The 24,422-nt window shown below is 65.4% G+C and carries 21 protein-coding genes; 15 read left to right on the top strand and 6 right to left on the bottom strand.

Annotation, left to right across the window (positions count from 1 at the left end; translation table 11 throughout):
• Positions 1-230: 230 nt before the first annotated feature.
• Positions 231-1,874 (bottom strand): hypothetical protein, encoded by a 1,644-nt coding sequence (locus VGQ44_22860; protein ID HEV8449681.1) that lies wholly within the window; start codon positions 1,872-1,874, stop codon positions 231-233.
• A gap of 88 nt (positions 1,875-1,962) precedes the next feature.
• Between VGQ44_22860 and VGQ44_22855 the strand changes: the two genes are divergently transcribed.
• From VGQ44_22855 to VGQ44_22840, 4 genes are all read left to right on the top strand, one after another.
• Positions 1,963-3,201 carry a hypothetical protein gene (locus tag VGQ44_22855; GenBank protein ID HEV8449680.1) on the top strand — a complete coding sequence of 413 codons (1,239 nt, stop codon included), beginning with the start codon at positions 1,963-1,965 and terminating at the stop codon, positions 3,199-3,201.
• 78 nt (positions 3,202-3,279) lie between these two features.
• Positions 3,280-4,557 (top strand): ergothioneine biosynthesis protein EgtB, encoded by a 1,278-nt coding sequence (gene egtB / locus VGQ44_22850; protein HEV8449679.1) that lies wholly within the window; start codon positions 3,280-3,282, stop codon positions 4,555-4,557.
• Entirely contained in the window at positions 4,554-5,528 is a 975-nt protein-coding gene (egtD, locus tag VGQ44_22845; protein ID HEV8449678.1) for an L-histidine N(alpha)-methyltransferase, read from the top strand. Before egtB ends, egtD begins: the two co-directional genes overlap by 4 nt.
• Entirely contained in the window at positions 5,525-6,694 is a 1,170-nt protein-coding gene (locus VGQ44_22840) for a Rieske 2Fe-2S domain-containing protein (protein ID HEV8449677.1), read from the top strand. The genes egtD and VGQ44_22840 overlap by 4 nt, the downstream gene beginning before the upstream one ends.
• Positions 6,695-6,797: 103 nt before the next feature.
• Here the strand turns inward: VGQ44_22840 and VGQ44_22835 are convergent, their stop codons facing one another.
• Positions 6,798-7,622, bottom strand: a complete 825-nt coding sequence (locus VGQ44_22835) for a hypothetical protein (protein ID HEV8449676.1) — start codon at positions 7,620-7,622, stop codon at positions 6,798-6,800.
• A 184-nt stretch (positions 7,623-7,806) separates the two neighbouring features.
• On the opposite strand from VGQ44_22835, the gene msrB reads away from it, so the two are divergent.
• The 4 genes from msrB (at position 7,807) to VGQ44_22815 (ending at position 10,310) form a co-directional block, all read left to right on the top strand.
• Positions 7,807-8,394, top strand: coding sequence for a peptide-methionine (R)-S-oxide reductase MsrB (gene msrB, locus VGQ44_22830; GenBank protein ID HEV8449675.1), 588 nt, complete (start codon positions 7,807-7,809; stop codon positions 8,392-8,394).
• Positions 8,395-8,456: 62 nt separating this feature from the next.
• Positions 8,457-9,371, top strand: coding sequence for a 2-dehydropantoate 2-reductase (locus VGQ44_22825; GenBank protein HEV8449674.1), 915 nt, complete (start codon positions 8,457-8,459; stop codon positions 9,369-9,371).
• A 38-nt stretch (positions 9,372-9,409) separates the two neighbouring features.
• Positions 9,410-10,060, top strand: coding sequence for a sigma-70 family RNA polymerase sigma factor (locus tag VGQ44_22820; protein ID HEV8449673.1), 651 nt, complete (start codon positions 9,410-9,412; stop codon positions 10,058-10,060).
• Positions 10,053-10,310, top strand: coding sequence for a zf-HC2 domain-containing protein (locus VGQ44_22815; GenBank protein HEV8449672.1), 258 nt, complete (start codon positions 10,053-10,055; stop codon positions 10,308-10,310). Before VGQ44_22820 ends, VGQ44_22815 begins: the two co-directional genes overlap by 8 nt.
• Before the next feature lie 110 nt (positions 10,311-10,420).
• Here VGQ44_22815 and VGQ44_22810 read toward each other — a convergent pair whose 3' ends face one another.
• Positions 10,421-11,434: an alpha/beta hydrolase family protein gene (locus VGQ44_22810; GenBank protein HEV8449671.1), complete on the bottom strand. Its 1,014-nt coding sequence runs from the start codon at positions 11,432-11,434 to the stop codon at positions 10,421-10,423.
• 102 nt (positions 11,435-11,536) lie between these two features.
• Here VGQ44_22810 and VGQ44_22805 point away from each other — a divergent pair, with 102 nt between their 5' ends.
• Positions 11,537-12,904: an MFS transporter gene (locus VGQ44_22805; protein HEV8449670.1), complete on the top strand. Its 1,368-nt coding sequence runs from the start codon at positions 11,537-11,539 to the stop codon at positions 12,902-12,904.
• On the opposite strand, the gene VGQ44_22800 is transcribed toward VGQ44_22805, so the two are convergent.
• Positions 12,864-13,361: a hypothetical protein gene (locus tag VGQ44_22800; protein HEV8449669.1), complete on the bottom strand. Its 498-nt coding sequence runs from the start codon at positions 13,359-13,361 to the stop codon at positions 12,864-12,866. The genes VGQ44_22805 and VGQ44_22800 overlap by 41 nt on opposite strands.
• Before the next feature lie 59 nt (positions 13,362-13,420).
• On the opposite strand from VGQ44_22800, the gene VGQ44_22795 reads away from it, so the two are divergent.
• A complete protein-coding gene (locus VGQ44_22795) occupies positions 13,421-13,993 on the top strand; it encodes a TMEM175 family protein (protein ID HEV8449668.1) in 573 nt (190 codons plus the stop codon).
• Between the two features lie 176 nt (positions 13,994-14,169).
• On the opposite strand, the gene VGQ44_22790 is transcribed toward VGQ44_22795, so the two are convergent.
• Complete coding sequence (locus VGQ44_22790) at positions 14,170-15,501, bottom strand: ABC transporter permease (GenBank protein ID HEV8449667.1); 1,332 nt, start codon at positions 15,499-15,501, stop codon at positions 14,170-14,172.
• A complete protein-coding gene (locus tag VGQ44_22785; GenBank protein ID HEV8449666.1) occupies positions 15,494-16,459 on the bottom strand; it encodes an ATP-binding cassette domain-containing protein in 966 nt (321 codons plus the stop codon). Before VGQ44_22785 ends, VGQ44_22790 begins: the two co-directional genes overlap by 8 nt.
• A 103-nt stretch (positions 16,460-16,562) precedes the next feature.
• Here VGQ44_22785 and VGQ44_22780 point away from each other — a divergent pair, with 103 nt between their 5' ends.
• The 5 genes from VGQ44_22780 to VGQ44_22760 all read left to right on the top strand — a co-directional run bounded on the left by VGQ44_22780 (position 16,563) and on the right by VGQ44_22760 (position 24,359).
• The gene (locus VGQ44_22780; GenBank protein ID HEV8449665.1) at positions 16,563-17,453 is read left to right on the top strand and encodes an extracellular solute-binding protein; all 891 of its coding nucleotides are present in this window, start codon (positions 16,563-16,565) and stop codon (positions 17,451-17,453) included.
• On the top strand, positions 17,437-18,276 hold the full coding sequence (locus VGQ44_22775; protein HEV8449664.1) for an ABC transporter permease: 840 nt from the start codon (positions 17,437-17,439) through the stop codon (positions 18,274-18,276). Before VGQ44_22780 ends, VGQ44_22775 begins: the two co-directional genes overlap by 17 nt.
• 46 nt (positions 18,277-18,322) lie before the next feature.
• Complete coding sequence (locus VGQ44_22770) at positions 18,323-19,396, top strand: ATP-binding cassette domain-containing protein (GenBank protein HEV8449663.1); 1,074 nt, start codon at positions 18,323-18,325, stop codon at positions 19,394-19,396.
• Between the two features lie 134 nt (positions 19,397-19,530).
• Positions 19,531-22,644, top strand: coding sequence for a serine/threonine-protein kinase (locus VGQ44_22765; GenBank protein ID HEV8449662.1), 3,114 nt, complete (start codon positions 19,531-19,533; stop codon positions 22,642-22,644).
• 287 nt (positions 22,645-22,931) lie between these two features.
• Positions 22,932-24,359, top strand: a complete 1,428-nt coding sequence (locus tag VGQ44_22760) for an Ig-like domain-containing protein (GenBank protein HEV8449661.1) — start codon at positions 22,932-22,934, stop codon at positions 24,357-24,359.
• Positions 24,360-24,422 lie beyond the last annotated feature (63 nt).

Below are 24,422 nucleotides of genomic sequence, written 5' to 3'. Positions count from 1 at the left end.
GCTCCTGTTCGTCGTTTCTGGAGGTCCGTTTTTTTCGCGGGGCCGGGGCTACGCTGTCGGGGAAGGCAAATTCAACGCAGAAGCCGCAGATCTCGAGAACGATCCCGCAGATAACAACAAAGCCTCTTGTTGTTTATCTGCGGGATTGTTGTTCCCATCTGCGGCATCTGCGTTGAGTCTTGCTCGAACGCGATCGTGGCCGAACGTGCACGATCAAGCCGGCGTTGGGCCTACGCGCCTTCGATCGCGTGCGGAGCCGGGCTCGTGCGCGCGGCGGACGTGTTTCCAAGGAGCACGATCAGGATCGCGAACGCCAAATACGCGACGGCCCAATGGTAGGGCAGCGTCGATCCGATGCGCCACGGCAGGTAGACTCCGCCCGAGGGCGTGATCGAGTGGATGAACCCGAAAAACGACAAGACGGAGCACACGGCGAACGTCGTCGCCGCGGCGGTGATGCGCCGGTCGATGAGGAACGCGAGCGCGCCGCCCCAGAGCATCGCCGTGAGAATGAATCCGTGGGCCAGCATCACCATCACGGCGACCGTCGAAATGAAGTCCGGGTTGGTCAGACCTGTGGCCTTCATCGTTCCCGCGGGATCGATCGCCGCCGACATCAACGCGCCGTTGTAGGTCTGCGACAAGAAGATCTGCACGAGTTGCGCGACCGACGGTAGAACCGCGAGCGTGACCGCCGCCGCGTGACGTCTGGGCGTCGCGACGTAACTCTGCTCGGTGATGTCGAGCGCGACGAACACGAGGATCGGCGCCAGCGCGGGCTTGGGCAACGCGTCGGCCATGAACGCGATGTAGCCGAAGATGCCTCCCAACCCGATGAACAGCCCCGTGGCGAGCGTGTATCCGGCTCGTCCGCCCATCGCCTTGTACGCCGGATGCCCGATGTACGGCGTCGACTGGCTCACGCCGCCGCACACGCCGGCGACGAGCGTCGCGACCGCCTCGGTGAGCAGGATGTCGCGCGTGTTGTAGTCGTCGCCGGCGATGCGCGCGCTCTCCGTCACGTTGATGCCGCCGATCACCGTGAGGATCGCGAACGGAAGAGCGAGCGGCAGATAGTCGCGCACCGCGATCGGCATTCCTTTCAAGAACCCTAACGAGGGGAGCGGGGCACCCATCGGAAAGCTCGCGGTCGGCGTCGCGACCGGGTGCACGAGCAGGCCCGCGGCGCCGAGACCGTAGTAGATCGCGACGCCGACGACGACGCTCGCCAGCACCTGCGGCGCGCGCATCGGCAGGCGGAGCTTCGCCACCAGCGCGTAGAGGATGATGCCGAGCGCCATCATGCCGACGATCGGCTCGCCGTAGATCTCGCCGAGCTGCAACGTACCGAGGAGCGCGATGCCCACGCCGCCGATGGAGCCGAGGAGTCCGGCTTCGGGGATCGCGCGCCGCACCCGGTCGCCGACGAACGACATCACGAACTTGAAGACGCCCATCAACACCATGCACGCCATGCCGACCTGCCACGCGACGATCGCCGCGTCACCGGCGGACATCTTCGCCTTCGCGACGAGAAACGCCGGGCCGAGCACGGTGAGCGCCATGCCGATCGTCGACGGCGCATCGAGGCCGAGCGGCATCGCGGTCACGTCGTCGCGGCCGGTGCGCTGCGCGAGCCGAATCGCCATCACCGTGTACACGACGTCGCCGAACAGCACACCGAGCGCGGTGCCCGGGAACATGCGTGTGTAGACGAGCGTCGCCGGGAAGCCGAAGCCGGCGACGAGAATGCCCGCGAGCACGGCGAGGTTGACGACGTTGTCGAGCATCAACCCGAAGAACGCGTTGATGTCTCCCGTCGTCGCCCACGCGTAGCGCGAGCGAGCCGCGGTGTCCACGGTGGCCGTCGTCATCGGCGACGAAGATAGGATGGCGGCCCCTTCCGGGCCACCGTAGGTTCAACCCCCCGGACTGACCCTTCTCGCTTCGAACGAGGGAACGATGATTCGTCTTCGTGGAGCATTTGGAGCGACGCTCGTCGTGATCGGCGCCGGCCGTCTCGGCGCCCAGGCCGGGGTCGGGGGCGGGGGGCCGCCGCGGCAAACCGAGTCCGACGAGTACACGCGTTACGAGCTGCTCGAACCCGGCTCGGCGAAGTTCCGGATCATCTACGAAGTCACGGCGACGACCGCGGGCGCGACGTACTTCTTCAATCCGATTCGAAAGGGCAGCGTCGCGACCAACGAGAGCGTGAGCGACCGCGCGACCGGGAAGCCACTGCAATTCGACGTCGTCGGCGCGACGCTGGCGCGCGAGGGCGGCGTGCGAAGTCAGGACACGACGCAGACGTACATCCGCGTCAAGCTCACGCGCCCGGTACCGGCCGACGGCGGTGAGGCGCGCGTCTTGATCGACAAGACGTACGAGGACGCGTCGAGCTATTTCCTGCGCGGCGACACGATCGTGTTCAGCCGACCGCTCGGGATCAAACGAAACGCGGTGGTGCTACCAAAGGGATACGAGCTCGTGTCCTGCAATTTCCCATCGCAGGTGTTGCAGGAAACGGACGGACGCATCGGCATCACTTTCTGGAACAACACGCCGTCCGAAGCGCCGCTGATGATGCGCGCCGTACGGGTCGGCGCGAAAGAGTCGAGCGCGACGGCGTCGAGCGTGGCTTCACGTTTGGGAGATCGCGCTCACCAGAACCGCGAGATCGTCTACTTCCTTCAGCAGCCGGAGACCCACGCCTTCGACTTGTATCACGACTACACGGAATCGCGGCCCGGAACTAGCACGTACATCAATGAAGTGAGGGCCGGAAGCACGGTGTCGAGCCCGCGGGCGATGAATCTCGACACGGGCGAGCCGCTCAAGTTCGAGATTCTCAAGGGCGAGGCCATCTCGCGCGCGAAGCTCGCCGTGAGCAACGTCACGCCGGATCTCGAGGTCGTGGTGTTTCATTTTGCGGCGGTGAGCCCGGGCCAATCGATCCGGATTCGCATGTTCGAGACGTACACGGACACCGCTCGTTACAAGCTCGTCGGTGACGAGCTCGTCTGGGATCGCAGTTTCGGTCGGCCGTCGAACGCGGTGGTGCTGCCGGCAGGGTGGGTTCTTACGAACAGTGGAATTCCCGCGACGGTCACCACGCAGCCGGACGGCCGCGTCCGCCTCGACTTCATCAATCCGCGGCCGGACGAAATCGCCACGCTCATAACCGCGAGGCGGCGGCGGTAGATCTGGAACTCCTCGGCCGACGTAGCCGTTTAGGGAGTTTCATGGCGAGGTAGAACGGAATTTGGGGGCTCGTATCGTATGACGATCGTCGATGTTCGCGCCGCGGCGCCGCCGCTTCTCGACCGATTGACGCAAGCGCGCGCGCAGACCGAATCGCTCTGCGCTCCGCTGGAGGTCGAGGACTACGTCGTGAGCAGCATGACCGACGTCAGTCCGACGAAGTGGCACCTGGCGCATACCAGTTGGTTCTTCGAGACGTTCGTGCTCGCGCCGTTCGACTCGTCGTACGTCACGCCCAACCCGAAGTACGCGTTCCTGTTCAACTCGTACTACGTCCAGGCGGGCGAACGACACTGCCGCGCGCAGCGCGGTCTCGTCACGCGCCCGACGGTCGCCGAGGTGTACGCGTACCGCGCGCACGTGGACGCGGCGCTGCGCGCGCTGGTCGAGCGGATTGGCGACGATCCGAATCATCCCGCGATGCCGGTGATCGAGCTTGGCGTGCACCACGAGCAACAGCATCAGGAGCTGATGCTCACGGACATCAAACACGTGTTCTGGATGAATCCCATGCGCCCGGTCTACACGACGAGGCGGCCGGCCAGCCACAACGGCGGCGCGGCGGACTGGGTTTCCGTCGAGGCTGGAGTCCACCGGATCGGACACGACGCCGACAGCTTCTCGTTCGACAACGAGATGCCGGCGCACCGCGTGTACGTCGACGAATTCAATCTCGCCGACCGGCTGGTGACCAACGGCGACTGGCTCGCGTTCATGAACGACCGCGGCTACCATCGCCCGGAGCTGTGGTTGTCGAACGGCTGGGCCACCGTGCGCGCACAGAATTGGGAGGCGCCGCTCTACTGGGAGCGCACGCCCGATGGCTGGACGGAGTTCACGCTCGCCGGCGTGAATCCCGTCGACGCCGGCACCCCCGTCTGCCACGTGAGCTACTACGAGGCCGATGCGTTCGCGCGGTGGGCGGGCGCGCGTCTGCCCACCGAAGCCGAGTGGGAGATCGCCGCGCGAGAGCAGCCGGTGCAAGGCGCGTTCGTGGATGCGCGAAACTTCCATCCCTCGCATGCCGGACCGTCGCGCCCCCGCCCCGGATCGCTGCGCCAGTTGTACGGCGACGTGTGGCAGTGGACGCAGAGCGCGTACACGGCGTACCCGGGCTATGCGCCGTCCGCCGGCGCGCTGGGCGAGTACAACGGCAAATGGATGTGCGACCAGTGGGTGCTGCGCGGCGCGTCGTGCGCGACGCCGCGGTCGCACGCGCGCGTCACGTACCGCAACTTTTTTCCGTCCGACGCGCGCTGGCAGTTCATGGGCATCAGGCTGGCGAAGAACGCATGAGCGCATCGATGCATCCGCAGCGGGCGTCGCGCGCCGCGCACACCGAGCGGGGGGAGATCCTCGCCGACGTTCTGCATGGCCTCGGCGGAACGCAGAAGACTCTGCCGCCGAAGCTCTTCTACGACGACGTCGGTGCGCGGCTGTTCGAGCGCATCTGCACGCTCGACGAGTACTACCTCACGCGCAGCGAATTCTCGATCCTTCGAGAGCGCGCGGGCGAGATCGCCGAGTTCATCGGCGCGAACGTGGCGCTGATCGAGTATGGCAGCGGCGCCGCGACGAAGGTCCGTTTCCTTCTCGACGCGCTGCGTGCTCCCGCGGCGTACGTGCCGATCGACATTTCGCGCGAGCAGCTCGCGCGGGTCGCGGCGGAGCTCGAGGCGGACTATCCGACGCTGGCCGTGAGACCCATCTGCGGCGACTACACGCGCCTCCTTCCACTGCCGAATCTGCCGGCGCACTCGCGGCGCGCCGCTTTCTTCCCCGGCTCGACGATCGGAAACTTCCACCCGGCCGAAGCGGCTGCGTTTCTCACGCGCATTCGTCGCACGGTGGGAGCCGGCGGAGCACTCGTGCTGGGCGTCGACCGTCGGAAGGACGCCGCGGTGCTGCACGCCGCGTACGACGATCCGCAAGGCGTGACCGCGGCGTTCAACCGCAACATGCTGCGCCGCATCAACCGCGAGCTCGGCGCCGACTTCGATCTGTCGAGCTTCAGGCACGTCGCATTCTTCAACGACGACGCGAGCCGGATCGAGATGCACCTCGAGAGCACACGCGACCAATCGGTGCGCGTCGCCGGCAACACGTTCGACTTCGTGCGCGGCGAGACGATCTGGACGGAGTCGTCGTACAAGTACGACGAGGACCAGCTGGCGACGGTCGCCAGCGCGGCGGGGTTCCGCGTCGACCGTCTCTGGACCGACGCCAACGAGCTGTTCTGGGTCGGCGCGCTGACCGCGGCATCGTGAGCGACGACGCGCCGTCGGGCGGCGGGGAGACCAGCCGCAACTGGGTCGACGTCGGCTCGACGGCCGATCTGTCCGAGCGCTCACTCACCGGCGTAACGGTCAACAATCTCAAGGTCGCGATCACCCACGTCGCCGGCGCGTTCGGCGCGCTCTCCGGCGTCTGCAATCACGCGGGCGGTCCACTCGCCGAGGGGCGGATCGACGGCGAGTACGTCACCTGCCCGTGGCACAATTGGAAGTACCACTTCAAGACGGGACTCGGCGAGCCGGGGTTCGAGATCGACGCCGTCCCGTCGTACGACGTGAAGGTCGAGAACGGGCGCGTGATGGTGTCGCAAACGCCGGTCACGAAGCGGACGCGCGGGTCACATCCGCCGCATCCGGTGGCGCGACGCATCCAGCGCGCGCCGGGACGCGTGCGCGTGCTCGGCATCTCGACGACGAACATGGACGTGCAGAATCCGCGCTACTCGACGTCCGATGACCTCCTGGCCGAAGCGATGCACCACGCCGCGACGGAGCTCGACGTCGACACGCAGACGATTCACCTGGCCGGTCTGCGCTTTCGGCCGTGCGAGGGCTACTACTCGAAGAGCGCTCACGCCTGCACGTGGCCCTGCTCGATCACGCAGATGGACCCGCAGGACCAGATGGAGGTCGTTTACGAGGCGATCGTCCACTGGGCCGACGCGATCGTCGTCGCGACGCCCATCCGCTGGGGCAACGCGAGCTCGCTCTACTACCGCATGGTCGAGCGGATGAACTGCGTGCAGAACCAAGTCACGATCGCGAACCGCGTGCTGCTGAGAAACAAGGTGGCGTCGTTCATCATCACGGGCGGCCAGGACAACGTGCAAGCCGTGGCCGGCCAGATGCTCGGCTTCTTCGCCGAAGTCGGCTGTCATTTCTCGCAGTTTCCGTACATCGCGCACTCACGCGGCTGGTCGGCCGAGGACATGGAGAACAACACGCGCGCGGTGATGATGAGTCCCGAGCTGCGCGAAGGTGCTCGCAGTCTCGTCGCGCGCGCGGTTGACATGGCGCAGCTGCTCCTGGATCACGAAGAGGCGCCGCACACGACGGCTCGCGGAGGCCGGAAGGCGCACGCGATGGTGAAAGCCGAGCTTGGAGTCGATCAAGGCGAGCCGGCGGTGGTGGAGCACTAAGCGTCGACACTCGCCCAGGCGAGTCCGGAAACAGCGACCGCAACAGCAAGGAAAAACGATCCCGCAGATTTTGTTGTCTTGTCTTACAGCGGTCGAAGACGCGCTAAGCGTTTGCGCGTTGAATGGCCCTCGCCGCCAAGATCGCAGAGTCCAAGAAGGCGTGCACCTGCTCCTTGGGCTCTTCGCCGAGTCTCGATCCGGGAAGCACGGCGCCGACCCATTCGTGCGTGTGCCACGCCCCGCCGCCGCCGAGCGAGGCCGTCGCCGCGTCGGGCTTGGGGGAAGGCGACATGTTCACGTAGAAGTACGGCTCGTCGTAGTACTGGTCGCCCGGCTCCATGCCGACCCCGATCGTCTTTCCGCCGCCGAGGTCGATGAGCGTCGCGATGTCGAAGTGGTGCGGCCAGCAGCGAATCTCACTGGCGTCGGTCGTCGATGAACGGACGTAGTCGAGCGCCTTGCTCGCGGCGAAGTACCATGCGTCCAACTGCGCGAGCGCGGCGGCGTTCTTCGTGTCGAACGTCGCGCCGTCGTCGACGTCGTGGTGCGGAATCTCGTAGTGGCGTTTGAGCGTGAGGCGGTCGCCGTCGGCGCCGCGTTCGGCGATGCGTGCGCGGAGCCAGTTGGCGGCGTCGTCCATCGTGAGGCCGTGAAGCAGCGTAGACGCGACGATCTGATTGTCTTCGCCCGCGACGGAGAGCGACAGGTCGGCCGGTTGGACGAGGGCTCGGAACGGCTGGGGCGCGGGAATCACACGCGCGGCGAGCGCGCGCAAACTCTCGACCCACTCGAGATTGGTGTGGCTGTCGTCCGGCTCCGCCGGCAGGTACGAAATGCCGGTCGCCGTAGCGAGCTGCGCCGCGTGGTGCAGCTGCAGCCGGGCATCGGTGAGCGTTTGGGCCAAACCAGGATCGATAGCGACGGCCACGGCTAGCTCCGCGGTGAGTGAGCGAAAGGACCCGAGATCCAACGGTGTTCCACGGGCGTATTGTAACCGGATGCCGCCCGCCGCCGGTCGGCGTAACTTATCGAGGGTGGAACCAAACGCCGCGCGGAACGGTTTTGAACGGTGAAGGCAAGGACGCCTTCCACGCGCTTTCTAAGGGACTGACATGCTCGAACGAACTCAATTGGCGCGGTTTGCCGGCATCATCGCGATCGCCGCCGCAAGCATGACGACCGCAGGGGTGGGCGCTCTTGGCGCCCAAACGACCAAAATGGCGCAATCGGGTAGCCATACCATGAAGAACTTCACGAAGCCGTCCGACGACAGCCTGAAGAAGGAGCTCACGCCGCTGCAGTACGAGGTCACGCAGCACGAGGCCACCGAGCGTCCTTTCCAGAATGCTTATTGGGACAACCACGAGCCGGGGATCTACGTCGACGTCGTATCCGGTGAGCCGCTCTTCAGCTCGACCGACAAATTCGAGTCCGGAACGGGCTGGCCGAGCTTCACGAAGCCGCTCGCGCCGGAGAACATCAAGACGAAGAGCGACCGCACGCTCGGCATGGTGCGCACCGAGGTTCGCTCGGCACACGCCGATTCACACCTCGGCCATCTCTTCGACGACGGGCCGCGCCCGACCGGCATGCGCTACTGCATGAACTCCGCGTCGATGCGCTTCATCCCGGCGTCCAAGCTCGCGGAAGAAGGGTACGGCGAGTACGCGCATCTGTTCACCGCCGCAGCCAAGAAGTAAACCACTCCGTCCGTAGCGGTCCGTCTCCGCACTTCGCACCCGCACTCCGCCTCATTTTCCACGTGAATATCGGCGTCGTTGGCGCGGGCGGAATCGGCAGCTACTACGCGGGAACGTTGAGTCGCGCGGGTCATCAGGTTCACCTGGTGGCCCGCGGCGAGCATTTGACCGCGATGCGCGAGCGCGGCCTCGAGGTGCGGACACCGGACGAATCGTTCACCGTTCGCCCGGAAGTGTCCGACGACGGTGCGCTGGTCGCGAACTGCGAGTTCGTCGTCGTCGCGGTGAAGAGCTATTCGTTGAGCGAAGTCGGCCCGACGCTCGTCGGCGCGGCGAACAATGGCGCGACGATGGTCCCGCTGCTCAACGGCGCCGACGTCACCGAACGGCTCGTCGCGCTCGGCGTGCCCGAGGCGGCGATCCTCGGCGGCATCGTCAACGCGAGTCTCGTGCGCACCGAACCGGGGGTCGTCCATCGAAAGGGACCGAGCGACCGCGTCACGGTCGGCGAATTCGGTCAACCATCGAGCGAGCGCGCGACAAAAATAGTAGACGCGTTCGCGAAGGGCGGATCGAACGCGCGTCTCAGCGCCGACATCTCGGGCGACATCTGGCGCAAGTTCGCGTTCATCGTGCCGATGGGCATCGCCTGCGGGCTCGCGCGTCAGCCGATGGGTCCAGTTCTCGCGACGGACTCCGGCCGGCGAATCCTGACGAACTCGCTGCACGAGGTGGCGTTGGTTGCCCGCGCCGCGGCCGGCAGGCTCGACGACGCCGACGAGATCAAAGTGCGAGACGAGCTCTTTTCGATCGGGCCGGCGATCAAGCCGAGCTTTCTGCTCGACCTCGAGCGGGGCGGGCCGTCGGAGCTGGATTTGCTCGCGGGGACCGTTCGCCGGCTCGGCCGAGAGCACGGCGTGCCGACGCCGATCACGGACCTCGCGACGGCCGCGTTCGAGGTCGCGCTGGCCGGATAGCCGGGAACTCTCGTCCCGCGTCGCTCGTTTTGAGAAAAATGGATCAAGCCGACGCGCACGTTCCACAGGCTTCGCCCGGATCGAATCGCGACCGCGAGTTCGCGGAAATCGCGCTGCCGCTCCTGCCGACGATCGCGCGCGTCGCTGCCGCGCTCACCGACGATCCGTCCGACGCCGACGATTTGGTGCAAGAGACTTTTCTTCGCGCATACCGCCACTGGAACACGTTCGTGCCCGGCACCGATTGCAAAGCGTGGTTGTCGACGATCTGCCGGCACGCGTTCGTCGAGCAGCGGCGGCGGAACGCGAGGTCTGTCGTGGCTGACGACCAGGAGTTGGAGAATCTGGCCGCGGTGCGCCAGCACAACCGCGCCAAGGCGAGCGATCTGGACGGAATGTTCGGCCGCCTCGATCTCGGCCCCGCGATCGCGCGGGCGATCGCGGCGCTCGAGCCGCACTACCGCGACGTCGCCACGCTCGTTGACGTCGATGGATTTACCTACGAGGAGGTCGCGGCGGCGCTGGACATACCGATCGGCACGGTCCGATCGCGGCTCTATCGCGCGCGGCGCCAACTTCAAGAATCTCTCATCGACTACGCGGTCGACGCCGGTTTCAAGACGTCAGACGCGTCGCAGCGGTCTCAAACGATCACCCTTCGACCGATTCCCGAGCGTCGCCATGGTTAGTCGCGCAGAATGTGAGTTCGTCGTCATGCGGCTCTGGCCGTACCTCGACGGCGTCCTGTCCGAAGAGGAGCGCGAACGCATCGTGCGGCACCTCGAGGTGTGCCGGGATTGCCACTCGCACTTCGACTTCGCCAACGCGTTTCTGGATGCCGTCGCGGCGGCGCGGCCGCACCTCAAAGTGAACGACTCGCTGCGGAGCCGAGTGATGGGCGCATTGACGGCCGAGGGGTTTCGCGCGGCGGGGAACTAGGCGGACGGGTGGACCGGTAGGCTGCGAGGCGGGTAGGCCGGTAGGCCGCTACGACGAACGGCGCGGGTGACTAATGGCTTACTCTCACACGTCGAGCGGCCCAGCGCCCTTTACCCGATTCTCCTCCCCATCCACGCCAGACTCTCCCTCACATGCGTGTTCCAGTACCGCCACGTGTGCGCGCCGGGCCACTCGGCGTACTCGTGCCGAATGCGAAGGCGATTGAGCTCGTCGTGTAGCGCGCGGTTCTGATCGATCAGCGCGTCTTCGGTTCCGCAATCGATGAACATCGACGGCATGCGCCCTTGCCGGCGCTGGAGTGTTTCGGCGGAACGCGCGGGATCGGCCGTGCGCCAGCGCGCGAGGTCCGTACCCCAGTACGTCTTGTACCGCGACCAATAGACGGCGGCCGCGGGAAGCAGTATGTCCGCTTCGGTCGCGTACTGCGGCGGTGCGACGAACGGATGCGGCCCGACATACAGCGGCGACACGACACCGGAATGGCTCGCGGCCGCGCTGAACACGTCCGGGTAGTGCAGCGCGATGCTCAACGCTCCGTAGCCGCCCATGCTCAATCCACCGATGCCTCGGTGCGCGCGGTCGGCCTGCGTGCGGTAGTGCGAATCGACATAGCGCACGACGTCATGCGCGATGTAGTCGTCGTAGCGCTGGTGATTCACGCAGAACGAGAGCGGCGCCTCGGCGTGCACGGTGTCGGCGCATGCCCGATAGTCGAGTTGGTTCGTCCACGTCGTGTACCAACCGTCGTCGCCGTCCGGCATCACGATGATCATCTCGGGCGTGCCGCGGTTGAACAGCGAGTCGGCTGCCGCGTCGATCCCGCCTTTCGCCACCCAGTCGGATTCGGCTCCAGAGAGTCCGTGCAGGTAGTAGGCGACCGGGTATCGCACCGACGTGTCTTTCGCGTACGACGGCGGCAAGTACACGACGAGTCGCTTCGCGACGCCGAGCGCGGGCGAGACGAATAGATCCTGGCGGATCGTGCCGTTCGGGATCGTCGTGCGGGGAGACGCCGACGGAGGGGTCCACGACCAATGCCCGCACGCGGTGGTGAGCGCCAGCGCCGAGGCGGCTGTTGCAATCAACGTCCGTGGACCGCGCATCGATCGCTCCGTTGGTGACGACGACAAACTGGAGCAAACCCGGACATCGCGCCACGCGGCCGAGGACGATGACCGGCAGCCGAGCGCGGCTATCTTCTTGTCATGCACGACTCGAGCGCGCGTGGGCGCGGCGGATGGTATCCGTGGTACGTGGTCGCCGTGCTGACGTTGTTCAGCGTCAGCGGGAACATCGACCAGCAGATTCTCAGTCTGCTCATTCGCCCGCTCGAGCGCGATTTTCACCTGACCGACTCGCAGTTCGGCTACCTCGGCGGGGTTGCCTTCGCGCTGTTCTTCGCCGTGCTCGGCTTGCCGATCGCGCGCCTCGCCGATCGTACGAGCCGCCGAAACGTGATGGTCGGCGGCGCGACACTCTGGAGCTTGTTCACGTCGCTGTGCGCCGGAGCCAGAACCTTCGGGCAACTGTTCGTGTTGCGCATGGGCGTGGGTGTGGGCGAAGCCACGCTCAACGCTCCCGCCGCGTCGCTCCTCGCGGACTATTTCCCACGCGACAAGTTCGCCGGCGCGATGAGTGTTCTCAGCTTGGGAATCTTCATCGGCTCGGGCGCGGGCTACGCCATCGGCGGGTACATGGTAGGAGCGACGGCCAACGCGGCTACAGTCGATGTTCCGATTCTTGGCAGCATCCACGCGTGGCAGCTCGTCTTTCTTGCCGTAGGACTTCCCGGGCTTCTCATCGCGCTGTTGTTGCTGACCGTCCGCGAGCCTCGTCGGCCGCGCGACGGCGAGCAGCCTTCCGGTTCGTTCGGCGCGCTGATGGCCCACGTCGGCAAACATCGCCGCACGTTTTTCACGCAGGGCGTCGGCTTCGCGATGTCGTCGAGCGTGAACTTTTCGCTCGTGGTCTGGATTCCCGCCGTCTTTCTTCGTCGCTTCAATTGGAACGAGGCGCAGGCGGGGCGGCTTCAGGGACTGCTCACGATCTTCATCGGGCCGATCGGCGTTCTCGTCGGCGGCTGGATCGCGAATCGTCTCGTGCGAGCGGGAAAGACGGACGCCCCGCTGCGTGTCGGCATGATCGGCGCCGCGGGAATGCTCGTCGCGGCGACCGCGTTCCCGCTCGCGCCGACGGGGATGGCGGCCGGCTGGTGGCTCGCCGTCGTCAACTTGTTCGCGGCGATGCCGTGGGGCGCGGCGTCGGCGTCAGCGGCCGAAATCGTTCCTCGGCATCTGCGAACGCAAGGCGTCGCGTTCTACGTGCTGCTCGTCGCGCTGATCGCGCGCTCGCTCGGTCCGAGCTCGGTCGGATGGTTGAACGACTATGTGTTCCACGACCCGCTGGCGGTCGGCCGATCGCTGGCCATCGTCAACGTCGCTGGAATGACCATCGCGATCCTGTTGTTCGCCGCGGGACTCGGCGCGTTTCGCCGGACGCTCGCCGAATTGGACGCCGCGGAGTCGCACGGCCTCAGTCAAACTCCACGCGCGACGGCGGCTGCTCGCGGGTGACCTGCCCGACGGCGATGTCGGCGCGCGCGTAGTTCTCACCGCGCACCGGCGCCGCGGCGATGCGGCGGAGCATGTTGATCTGCCCGACGTGCGTGAGCGAATCGGCGATCGCGCCCTGGAAGATCTTCTGCGCGCCGAAGTGCACCTGGGCGTCGGACGCGAGATAGGCGTCGAGCGCGGCGAGCGAACGGAAGAACCGGTCGACGTCGGCGTTCCAGTCGCCGGGTTTCGTGTCACTCCACCTCTGTTGACCCTGCGCCTGGGTCAGCGCCCAGTCCATGAGGTCGCCGAGGTGGGCGAGGATCTGACCGGGTGTGCGCGTCCCGTCGGCGACGATGAAGGTCGAGAACGACGACGGCGCTCCGCGCATGGCCTTCGATGCTCGATAGGCGAGCGTGGCCAAGGTATGGCGAAGGAACTGCCGGCCGCCGGGGATCGGGGGAATCGGATGCGTCATGGGATGTCGAAGTGGATCGTGTGGGTTGCCGCGCTTGGACGGCAGCTTAAGTGTTCGGCATGTCGAAAGGGAGACTCGAGGCGTTCAGCGACGGCGTGATCGCGATCCTCATCACGATCATGGTCCTGGAGCTCAAAGCTCCGCAAGGCGTGTCGCTCGGCGCGCTCCGCGAGGTGATCCCGTCACTGCTCGTCTACGTGCTGAGCTTCGTCTACCTCGGCATTTACTGGAACAACCATCACCACATGCTGCACCTCACGGACCGCGTCAACGGCGCCGTGCTGTGGGCGAATCTGCACCTCTTGTTCTGGCTGTCGCTCATCCCGTTCGTGACGGCGTGGATGGGCCGGAATCACTATGCGTCCGTGCCGACCGCCCTGTACGGTGTGGTGATGGTCCTCGCCGCGATTGCGTACGAGGTCCTTCAATTCGCGATCATCGGAGCGCAGGGCGTGGACTCGCAGCTGGCGCGCGCCATTGGAGCGGATCGCAAGGGCAAGATTTCTCTCGCTCTCTACGTCGCGGCGATTCCGCTCGCCTTCGTGCAGCCGATGATATCGGACGCGATTTTTGTCGTCGTCGCGGGGGTGTGGCTGGTGCCGGATCGGCGGATCGAACGGGCGGTGGAGTAGATCAGTACTCGGCCACTCGGAGTTCGATCGCGCGTTCGACGCTCGCTCGCCGCTAGAAATCGGACGTCTGACGTCTGATTTCGGACATCAGACTCGGCGTCCAAACGGAGCCCGAACACACTCGGAGCTCCATCTAGTCACGCCTAGTCAGACGTCCGATATCAGACGTTAGTCGTCTACGCGTACCGTATCCACCGCGCGACTTCGGCAAAGCTCGGCTTCTTCCCGTACATCAGCATCCCCACACGGTAGATGCGAGCCGACAGCCACACCGCGCCGATGCAGCCGAGGATCGCCACCACGATCGAACCGGCGATCGTGATCGGTGAAACCGTGGTGAGTCCGACCCGCAGCGGCACGATGATCGGCGACGACCACGGGAGCCACGAGAGCGCGACGGCGAGCTTGCTGTTCGGATTCACGAGGACCGTGTTGACCAGCAGCCACGTGCTCATGAGGAGAATCAGCACGGGCGCCGCGGCCTGCTGTGCTTCCTGCTCGCTGTTCACCATCGATCCGGCCGCGGCGTACAGGCTGGCGTAGAACACGAATCCGATGATGAAGTAGACGAGAACGAGGCCAATCGTCGCCAGGCTGATCGTCGCGAATCCGCCGCCGAACTGGTCGGCCGCCGCGGCTGCCGCTTGCCCGCTCAGCCCCTTCGTCAGGATCGGCGTCACGAAGCTCATCAAGTACGCCGTGATTCCGAGCCACGCGGCCTGCTGCGTGAGTCCGACCCCGCCAACGCCGAGCACCTTGCCGGCGAGCAGCACCTCGGGTTTCACGCTCGAGATCACGACTTCGGCGACGCGCGTCGATTTTTCCTCGAGCACGCCGCGCAGCACGTTCTGGCCGTGGAACACGATGGACATGAACAACAGCACGCCCACGATGATGCCGGCGAGGAATCCGCCGGTGCCCGAGCCCGATCGTCCGCGCTCGGTGATGCGCTCCGATTTGAGACGGAACGTCGCCGTCGCGAGATCTTTCACGACGTCCGCGCGAACGCCCTCGCGCTGGAGCCGCGCGATCATGACGTCCTGGCGCACGATCGTGCGCAGTTTGTCGATGTCGTTGATCGTGGATGCGTTGCGGCCGGAATAGCTGGCGACGTTGTTGGTCAGCGTGCTGTCCGTGAGGACCAAGTAGCCGACCAGACTGTTCGGCTGCTCGACCTGCGTCTGCAGCTCACGCTCTTTCGCGGGAAGTTCGGCCGTCGTCGCTACGATGACTCGCGGCTCGATTCCATCGGGCCGGCCGAGCGTCGTGTCGGTCTTGAGCGTCGTCGCGATCTGTTCGCCAAGCCCCGTCCCGCTGGCGTCGAGAATCGCGATGTTGCGCAGCGCGCCCCCCGACGCGCTGCTCCGCGCCGCGACGTACACTGGGAACAGCATCGCGCCGGAGAAGATCGCCGGAACGAGCAGCGTCATCACGATGAACCATCGCGAGCGAATGCGTTCCATGTACTCGCGCTTCGCCACGACGAAGAGTTTGCCGATGTTACCCATGGCCGGACATCCCCGTTTCGACGCCGCTCGCGCCGACGCGTTGTAGGAAGATTTGGTGCAGCGACGGCTGCATCAGCTCGAAGCGCTCGATCGACGCGCCGGCGTCCACCAGGCGGCGCAGCAACACCTGCGCGTCGGCGTTCGGCGCCAGCTCGAGCTCGAAGTAGTTGTTGGTGTCGTCGAATTTGCGGACGAGCTGCGAATCGCGCAGCACTTCGGTCACGCCGTTGTGCGCGCCGCCGGAAAGGCCGAGCGCGATGTTGCGCGTGCCGGCGCCCCGCTTCACCTCGGCGACGCTGCCGTCGAGCACCTTCTCGCCGCGCGCGATGATGCACACCGAGTCGCACATCTTCTCGGCGTTGTCCATCACGTGCGTGCTGAAAATGACCGTCTTGCCGCGCCGCTTGAGCTCGAGCACCGCGTCCTTGAGCGCCTGTGCATTGATCGGATCGAGTCCGCTGAACGGTTCGTCGAGGATCACCAGTTCGGGGTCGTGCAGCAGCGTCGCGATGAACTGCACCTTCTGCTGCATGCCGCGAGACAGCTCGTCGACCTTCGCGTCGCCCCAATTCTTCTGCGGCGTCACGAGCCCGAAGCGCTCGAGCCATTCGTCGATGCGCGGCGCCACGTCAGCGGCGCGCATCCCCTTCAACTCGGCCAGAAAGAGCAGCACGCGGCGCACTTGCATCTTCTTGTACAGCCCGCGCTCCTCGGGGAGATATCCGACGCGGTCGAGGACGCCGTAGTCGGTGTTCGGACGGCCAAAGATCTCGATCGTGCCGGCGTCCGGAAGCAGCACGTCGAGAATCATGCGAATGGTGGTCGTCTTGCCGGCGCCGTTGGGGCCGAGGAGACCGTAGACGGATCCGCGAGGAACCTGAAGCGAGAGCTCGCGCACGGCGACGTGCTCGTCGAATCGCTTGACGATCTTGCGGATGTCGATTGCCAGATCAGACATGGGAGAGGTGTTCGAGGAGCTTGCACGTGGGTGCCACGACGGTAAAAGATGGCGAAAGTTTCCGTCTGTGGCGCGCCCCCCGCCGGAGGGCTTTCTTTAGGGCATGATTGGCCTCCTCGCCGCCGACACCCTGGTCTTGTTCGTCGCGGCCAGCCTGACCAAGCCCCTGCAACCCGTTCTCGACGCCTTTACCGCGCAGACCGGGATCGTGGTCCAAAGAGAGAGCGGCGCCTCGTTGGAGCACGTGCGCAAGATCACGGACCTGCACCGCGTCCCCGATGTCCTTCTTTTGGCGGACGCCGACGTCTTTCCGCGATACCTGGTTCCAGCTCATGCCACCTGGTACGCCGACTTCGCCCGCAACCGGATGGTGGTGGCCTACACTCCCAAGTCGAAGCACGCCGCCGAGATCACGCCGGACAACTGGATGTCGATCCTCGCGAAAGGCGACGTCGAGGTCGGGCGAACGGATCCGAAGATCGCGCCGGTCGGATATCGCACGCTGCTGATGTTCCAGCTCGCCGAGCGGTTCTATCAAAAGCCGGGGTTGGCGAAGTCGCTCCTCGACCACGCGCCGGACCGCAACATGCGGCCCAACGCCGCGGAGCTCGCGGGGCTCCTTGCCGCGGGAGAGCTGGACTACATCTACGATTATCAGTCCGTCGCGGAGTCGAACGGTTTTCGCTATGTCGCCCTGCCGCCCGCGATCGACCTCGGCGACGCACAACGCGAGAAAGAGTACGAGAGCGTTTCGGTAGACGTGCGGGGCCCGACTCCAGGCTCGACGATGCTCCTGCGCGGCGAGCCGATTCTCTATGGAATGTCCATCCCGCGCGCGGCACCGCATCCGGCGAGCGCCAACCGGTTCGTCGAGTATCTCTTCTCGCCGACGGTGCTGAAGCAACTGCGCGACGCACACGTGGACATGATTGCCCATCCCGTCGTACATGGCGCAGGCGCCCCGTCCAGCATCCGCGGTGGGGACGACCGCTAGCGCCGACCGGAAGGCGCCGCCCGCGGCGCCGGCCCCGGTCGCGACGCGGGGAAGGGGCGGCGGAACGGTCGCGTCGATCGTCGTCGCGCTGATCGCGTCGATCTTCCTTCTCTTCATCGTCGGCCCGGTGGCGGGCCTCGTCGGTGCGGGTGGAGCGCGCGGCGTCGCCTCGCTCGGCAGCGACTCGGAGCTTCGGCAGTCCCTGTTGCTCACGGCGCTCACCGCGACGACGGCGACGCTGCTCGGCATCGCGGGGGGCACGCCGATCGCCTACGTGCTCGCGCGACGCACTTTCCGCGGCAAGGCGTTTCTCGCGGCGATCATGGATCTGCCGCTCGTCATTCCGCACCCGGTTGCGGGCATCGCGTTGCTCCTCGTGCTCGGCCGCGGCAGTGCCGTCGGCTCGGCGTTGTACTCCGCCGGGTTGCGCATCGCCGGCTCGCCGGCCGGAATCATCTGCGCGATGCTGTTCGTATCCGCGCCGCTCTACGTGAGCGCGGCGAGAGAAGCGTTCGCCCGCGTCGACGCGCGCTTCGAGGCGGTCGCGCGAACGCTCGGCGACGACGCATGGCGCGCGTTTCGCCGAGTGACGCTGCCGCTGGCGTCGCGCGGACTCACGGCGGCGGCGATCGTCATGTGGGCGCGCGCGGTGAGCGAGTTCGGCGCGATCGTGATCCTCACGTACAATCCGAAGGTCGCCAGCGTGTTGAGCTACGATCGATTCACCGCGTTCGGGTTGAACGAGGCGTTGCCGGTTGCCGCGGTGCTCGTGCTGCTCGCCCTCGTTCCGCTGGCCGCGCTGCGCGCGTTGAGGAAAGAATGACGGGTGGACGGGTGGACGGGTGGACGGGTGGACAGGAGCCGCGCGAATGATCGCCCTCCGACTCGTCAATTCGCGCGTTGGAGGGTTCCGGCTTACGGACATCACGTTCGAGGTCTCCGCCGGCGGCTACGGGGTCGTCATCGGCCCAGCGGGGGCGGGGAAGACGACCCTGCTCGAGACGATCGCCGGCGTGACGCACGCGACGTCGGGGCAGATCATCCTGCGTGGCGAGGACGTGACGACGCTCGCGCCCGAGCGGCGGCGGCTCGGCATCGTCTATCAGCACGCATATCTGTTCCCTCATTTGACGGTGCGCGAGAACGTCGAGTACGGCGCGGCAAGCGCGGACGACGCCGACGACGCGGCCGACCGATTCGGCGTCGAGCCGCTCTACGATCGCGCGGTCGCCTCGTTGAGCGGCGGCGAGCGCCAGCTCGTGGCGATCGCGCGCGCGGTCGCGGCGCGGCCGGAGGTCCTGCTGCTCGACGAGCCCTTCAGCGCGCTGGACCCGCGCACGCGCGGCACGACCCGTCGACAGCTTCGCGCGACGTATTTCGAAAGAGGATTTACAGTTCTGCAAGTCACGCACGATTTCGCCGAAGCGGGGGTGCTCGGCGACGTGGCGATCGTGCTCGACGGCGGGCGGGTGGTTCAGAAGGGCGACCCGGCCGACGTGTTCCACCGCCCGGTGTCCCCGTACATCGCCGACTTTTTGGGTGTCGAAAACGTCTTCGCGGGCACGGCGCGCCCGATCCGGACCGAGGCGCCGGACTGGCGGGACGCGGCGAAGAACCAGTTCGCCGAGCTGCCGGTGGCGTTCACGACCGGCAATTTGACGTTCTACGCCCTCGGCGACGTGGTCCCCGGCCCCGCGCACGCGGTGATCCGGGCGGAAGAGGTATCGCTTTCGGCTGAGCTCTCGATGTCGTCCATGCAGAACCAATTCCGTGGACGAATAGTGGAGATCGTTCCCGCCGGCGCGTTGAGCAAGGTGACGGTGGAAGCCAGCGGCACGCCGATCGTGGCCGCGGTGACGGCGCGATCTGTCAGGGAGCTTTCACTCGATGTGGGTCGCGAGATCGTCGCCGGGTTCAAGGCGACGGCCGTTCACCTCTGTTAATACCGGTTCATCGATAGGCCAGTTCTTGCCGTGGATATAAGGGCGTCCGAGGTCTTCTAGCGGACGCCGTATACGGGGGGTATTGTGTGCTGAACGGTCCAGCCAGCCGACGACGGCCTCGGCTCCCGCCTCCCATGGCTTCGCAAACCCCACCTTCGGGTACGTTCGCCGGTCGCTACACCATCGAGCGTGAGCTCGGGCGGGGCGGGACGGCGACTGTTTTTCTCGCGCACGACACGACGACGTCGACGTCGGTCGCGTTGAAGGTATTGCATCGCGAGCTCGTGGAGAGCGTCGCGGCCGATCGTTTCCTGCGCGAGTTCCGCATGAACGCGGGGCTTCGCCATCCGCACATCGCGCCGATTCTCAACTCGGGGCAATTCGGCGCCGATCTGTTCTTGGTGATGCCGCACATGGAAAGCGGCTCGCTTCGCACGCGACTCGACAAGGAGCGTCAGCTCTCGGTCGAATCAGTGGTGGACATCGTGCGCGCGATCGGCTCGGCGCTGCAGCACGCGCACGAGCGCGGATTGATCCACCGTGACGTGAAGCCCGAGAACATTCTCTTCTCGGACAAAGAAGCGTACTTGTCGGACTTCGGCATCGCGCGCGCGGTGGAGCGCGTGGCCGGCGACTCGACGACGTCGTCGGGCATCGTGCGCGGCACGCCGGCGTACATGAGCCCCGAGCAGGCGAGCGGCGACCATCATTTCGACGGCCGCAGCGACCAGTACTCGTTCGCGTGCGTGGTATACGAGATGCTCGCCGGGATGCCGGCATTTCATGGGCCGACACAAGAGTCGACGATCGCGTTGAGGTTCAGAGTTCCGCCGAGGGAGATCAGCGCGTACCGGCCGGGCGTGTCGCAGGCGATCGAGCGGGTGATTCAGAAGGCGATGTCGCTCGCGCCGGCGGATCGCTATTCGAACATGACGGAGTTTGTGAAGGCGTTCGATGCGGCGGTGACCCTACCTGCTGCCTCGGTGCGCCGAGTGCGCACGCCCCGAACACCGCTCCTTTTTGCCGGGCTTGCGTTGGTGCTAGCTCTCGGTTGGTTGACGACGCGCCCCGGCGGATGGCTTGAAGATATTGGAATTATCAATCCCAAACTAGATACCACGATCTACATCGTGGTTCCGGTCGACTCGGCCGCGCTCGATGCTTCGGACGCGCTGTGGAGCCGACTGTCCCGTTGGTCCGAGCTGACGCTGGTCGACCGCTCCGTCGTCGCAGAGGCGGCGCGCCAGGCTCGGGGCACGACCGCGCAAGACCGCGGGCATGTCGTGGCAGCCTCGCTTCGCGCGGGGCGATACCTGCGTGTAAGGAGCGCGCGTGTACGAGACTCTATCGAGGTTTCGGCGGCGCTCTTTGATACTCGGACCGATACCCGTTTGATCGAAAAGACGTTGCGATTCGCGAACTTCGGAGCGGCGGCCGGGCTTATCGACGCGCTCGCTGATAGCATGCTGTTCCGCAGCGCCGTCGTGCGTGTGCCGCGGCCCCAAGGCCGCGGTGGGACCAATTTCGTTAGTTCGCGGCAAGCCTTCCTTCGCGGGCAAGCGGCACTTGAGGAGGGAGACTTCCTCCGCGCCGACTCAGCGTTCTTTACCGCGACCCGAATCGACCCCGGCGACGCCCAAGCATTAATCTGGCTGGCGAACGTGCGCAGCTGGATGCGCAACTGGAAGGAACACTCCTGGGGTCAACTCACGCGACAGGCGACCCAAGCCGTCGCACTGCATGGGCCGGTCGCGTCATCGGACAGTGTCCTCCTGATTGCACTCGTCGCCCTGGACGCTGAACGATGGCAGGACGCCTGTTCCGATTTGTCGTCGCTGACAAACATCAACCCATTCGACTACGCGGCGTGGTACGGATTGGCCAATTGCCTGGGGCGGGACAAGGGGGTTCTGCGCGATCCCGCTACCTCTGGTTGGCGATTCAGGTCGAGTTATGAGCGCGCGCTGCGCGCATACGAGCAGGCGTTCCGACTTCGGTCTTCAATGTTGCGCGGATTTGGCGGCCGCTCGCTCGGCAGCCTTGAGGATCTTTTTTTTACTCGCGGCATGCGCTATCGGGAGGGCGTCGCGGTCGCGCCAGACACTGGATTTTTTCGGGCCGTGCCGCAGTGGCAGCGCGATTCGTTGGCGTTCATTCCGTTGCGAGGGGATCAAGCCCTTCAAGGGCCGTGGCCTGATGCTCAGGCTCTTGCCGTGCAGCGACAGCGAGAGCGCTTCCATGCCATTTCTCAAATGTGGAGAGCAGAGGCTCCGACGAGTGTCGATGCGGCTGAAGCTCTCGCCATCTCGCTCGAACTGCTCGGCGATGCGGGGGCGCTCGACACGATGCGTCTCGCGCGAACGCTGGCGTCGACGCCGAACGACCGGCTCCGAATCGCGGCCAGTGAAGTCCTGCTGAGAGTCAAGTTTTCGGTTCCGTCCGACACAGTTGGCCTGTACACAGCGCGCGCCCTCGCTGATTCGCTGCTCCGGACACACTCGCCATCCGAGCATGCCGAAACGCAATTGCTTGGCAGCCTGGCCGGATTGACTGGCCACGGACTCCTCGCGGCTCGCTACGCCGCCGCGGGAGGGGTCATCGACGGCGTGCCATCCGCCATTGCGCAGAGCGGCCCCGCGCTTCTGGCTGGTGCGGCGATGGGCGCCTCCTGCGATACACTGAGAGCCTTGGAGGACGCAGTCGAGAGCAGCGTCGCAACCCTGCCCGGAACGGCGGGAAGCCAGATCCGGGCGGAATGGCTGATGCGCGCAGCCGCACTCGCGTTTCCTGACTGCCGACTGCGAACGCTGTCGACGGCGGCTCAATCGCATCCGCACCCGGATGCGCAAACCGAGTTGTTGGTCGCACTCGGCGGCAACGCCGATGCAATCCGGAACGGGCTCGCGAAGCTTTCGCGCGTACGGTCCACCTTTCGACCGGCGGAGATCAGAATGGAGGGCCTCCTTCCCGGGGCGGCCGCATTCGCTTCGATCGGGGATACTCAGCGCGCGATCGACTGGCTTGATCCCACGCTCAAGGTGCTTCGTCTGTCCGCCTCTCAGAATCTGGCCAACGTGGTGCAAACGGGGTCGCTCGTCCGAATCATGGCACTACGCGCGAGGCTCGCCGAGCGCCAAGGCGACACTGCAACGGCGCGTACTTGGGCGAAAGCCGTGGTCATCTTGTGGTCGGGTGGCGACCCCTTTCTGCGTTCCACTCTTCAGGAGATGGAGCGCCTAGCGCGCTAGAACTGGGCAGTCTGTTCGAAATGCCTACGACGTTCCTTTTCACCCGCTCGGAGGGCAAGATGGCCTCAAGTACAACGCAGCAAGGGCGCAGGATCGCGCTTGCGATGTTCGCGGGAACCTTGATTGGCGCTACCGGGTGCACGGAGGAGCACTGGAGCGACTCGCACATGACGGGTACACGACTCCTGGCGACGGCGCCAGAGTGCCCGCAGGTGTGGGACACGATCCCTGTGTTTCTGGCGACCAAGACGGACTCCGAGAGAGTGGCGGCTGGGGGAGCGTCCTCGGTGCCGGGCTACTCGGCGCTCGCCGCAACAGGTCCAATCACCGACATACCCGAGTTCCACGACTGTCAGAAGTTCATCGTTCCCGGCATCGAAGGGCACCCTTCGCAGTACCAATCGCTGTTCGCGATCTTCGCGGCATACAAGCTCGATAGCATTGTCGGAGCGCTATCGTTTGACAACACGACGTGGAGTTCGTCTAACATTTCGGTCGCAACCGTCGACGCAAGTGGACGTGTGACGGGTGTCAGCCCCGGTACCGTCGTCATCAATGCCACGTCAACGGTCGCGCAAAATCGCCGGGCGAGCCTGGCGGTCACCGTGACGACGAACGCTCCACCAGTGAAACCGGTACCCGTCGTCGCACCAGGACCCGGCGTTTCTGTCCGCGTCGGCGACTCTTTCTCCGTCGCGGCGACCCTTGGTGCACCAACGACGACGTCATTACCCGTCGGGGAGATCTATACGTACGGGGCGGGTTACGACGCACTGGGAATCGGTCCGAACTTCAACTGCTTGTTTCTCTACTTCGACGCGACAGGAAACCTGAGCGCGAAAGTAGTCAACGTGGGATTACCCGGATCGAACGGCAAAGCCTGTTTCGATGCTAGCAATTTCAACGATCAGGGAAGACCGCTCGAAGTATTCAGGACGCCAGGACTAGCGGACAGTGATTATCCCCCCGCTGCTCGTTGGGACTGGGATCCGGTGAACAATCGGCAATACATCGGGATCAAATGCGGAGCCGCATGGTGCGAAATCGGCAGTCGAGGGGCCAGACCCTTCACCGTCTCGGCTGGCCATGCACCCGAGCTGGCATCGACAATAACCGTTCCTCGCGTCTTGGGCGTGAAAGGCTGGTACGATGAGCAGTTTCTCGCCGTGAAAGACGGCTCTGGTCAATTCGTACCATCGGGACTCAAGGGAATCGTGATTCCCGACCCCGACCTGGTCTCAAAACACAAAGGAAATTTCGATCAAAAATGGGTCCACGTTGCGTATGTCGGACTCGACACGATGACCGGTGCGCCAGAAGCAGCCAAATACTACAAGCAAAAGTTCAACTTTGATCCGGTTCCCGCTCAGCTGCCGCTGACCCACATGAATATGCTCTCTATGTGCTATGGCACGCGGAGCGACTGCCATGTCCCGTCGCCTCCTCCCGCCGAAGGTTGCGGGCCCGAGCAGAAACTGCCTTTCATTTGGTTCATCAAGCGAGTCTGGGTCAGATTGGACGCGCCCAGCGGGGGCAGACCCATGTATCGCTGCGTCACTCGCCGAGACCACGCGGCCGGTCTGCCGCCAAACGGTACGAACCCGGCAACGGCCCGGTTCCGTTGGCTTGCTCTTGATGAAACGACGTGGAACTACTGTGAAGTTGCCGGCTGTTGCGAAGCCGACGGCAACCAGAGATCGGTTGGTTGGCAGTGATTGATAGGACATAGGAATAGGAGGCGGCGATCGTAGCGCCGAATGAGCCGAGGGGATTGAGGT

The organism is Gemmatimonadaceae bacterium, assembly GCA_036003045.1.
Lineage (GTDB): Bacteria > Gemmatimonadota > Gemmatimonadetes > Gemmatimonadales > Gemmatimonadaceae > JAQBQB01.
Note: the sequence above shows the minus strand (reverse complement) of the source record. Positions and strands in the feature narration are given on the sequence as shown.

Excerpts from the sequence above, each read along its gene's own strand:
- VGQ44_22860 (HEV8449681.1), bottom strand. The coding sequence starts at position 1,874 with ATGACGACGGCCACCGTGGACACCGCGGCTCGCTCGCGCTACGCGTGG.
- VGQ44_22855 (HEV8449680.1), top strand. The coding sequence starts at position 1,963 with ATGATTCGTCTTCGTGGAGCATTTGGAGCGACGCTCGTCGTGATCGGC.
- egtB (HEV8449679.1), top strand. The coding sequence starts at position 3,280 with ATGACGATCGTCGATGTTCGCGCCGCGGCGCCGCCGCTTCTCGACCGA.
- egtD (HEV8449678.1), top strand. The coding sequence starts at position 4,554 with ATGAGCGCATCGATGCATCCGCAGCGGGCGTCGCGCGCCGCGCACACC.
- msrB (HEV8449675.1), top strand. The coding sequence starts at position 7,807 with ATGCTCGAACGAACTCAATTGGCGCGGTTTGCCGGCATCATCGCGATC.
- VGQ44_22820 (HEV8449673.1), top strand. The coding sequence starts at position 9,410 with ATGGATCAAGCCGACGCGCACGTTCCACAGGCTTCGCCCGGATCGAAT.
- VGQ44_22815 (HEV8449672.1), top strand. The coding sequence starts at position 10,053 with ATGGTTAGTCGCGCAGAATGTGAGTTCGTCGTCATGCGGCTCTGGCCG.
- VGQ44_22810 (HEV8449671.1), bottom strand. The coding sequence starts at position 11,434 with ATGCGCGGTCCACGGACGTTGATTGCAACAGCCGCCTCGGCGCTGGCG.
- VGQ44_22805 (HEV8449670.1), top strand. The coding sequence starts at position 11,537 with ATGCACGACTCGAGCGCGCGTGGGCGCGGCGGATGGTATCCGTGGTAC.
- VGQ44_22800 (HEV8449669.1), bottom strand. The coding sequence starts at position 13,361 with ATGACGCATCCGATTCCCCCGATCCCCGGCGGCCGGCAGTTCCTTCGC.
- VGQ44_22795 (HEV8449668.1), top strand. The coding sequence starts at position 13,421 with ATGTCGAAAGGGAGACTCGAGGCGTTCAGCGACGGCGTGATCGCGATC.
- VGQ44_22790 (HEV8449667.1), bottom strand. The coding sequence starts at position 15,501 with ATGGGTAACATCGGCAAACTCTTCGTCGTGGCGAAGCGCGAGTACATG.
- VGQ44_22785 (HEV8449666.1), bottom strand. The coding sequence starts at position 16,459 with ATGTCTGATCTGGCAATCGACATCCGCAAGATCGTCAAGCGATTCGAC.
- VGQ44_22780 (HEV8449665.1), top strand. The coding sequence starts at position 16,563 with ATGATTGGCCTCCTCGCCGCCGACACCCTGGTCTTGTTCGTCGCGGCC.
- VGQ44_22770 (HEV8449663.1), top strand. The coding sequence starts at position 18,323 with ATGATCGCCCTCCGACTCGTCAATTCGCGCGTTGGAGGGTTCCGGCTT.
- VGQ44_22765 (HEV8449662.1), top strand. The coding sequence starts at position 19,531 with ATGGCTTCGCAAACCCCACCTTCGGGTACGTTCGCCGGTCGCTACACC.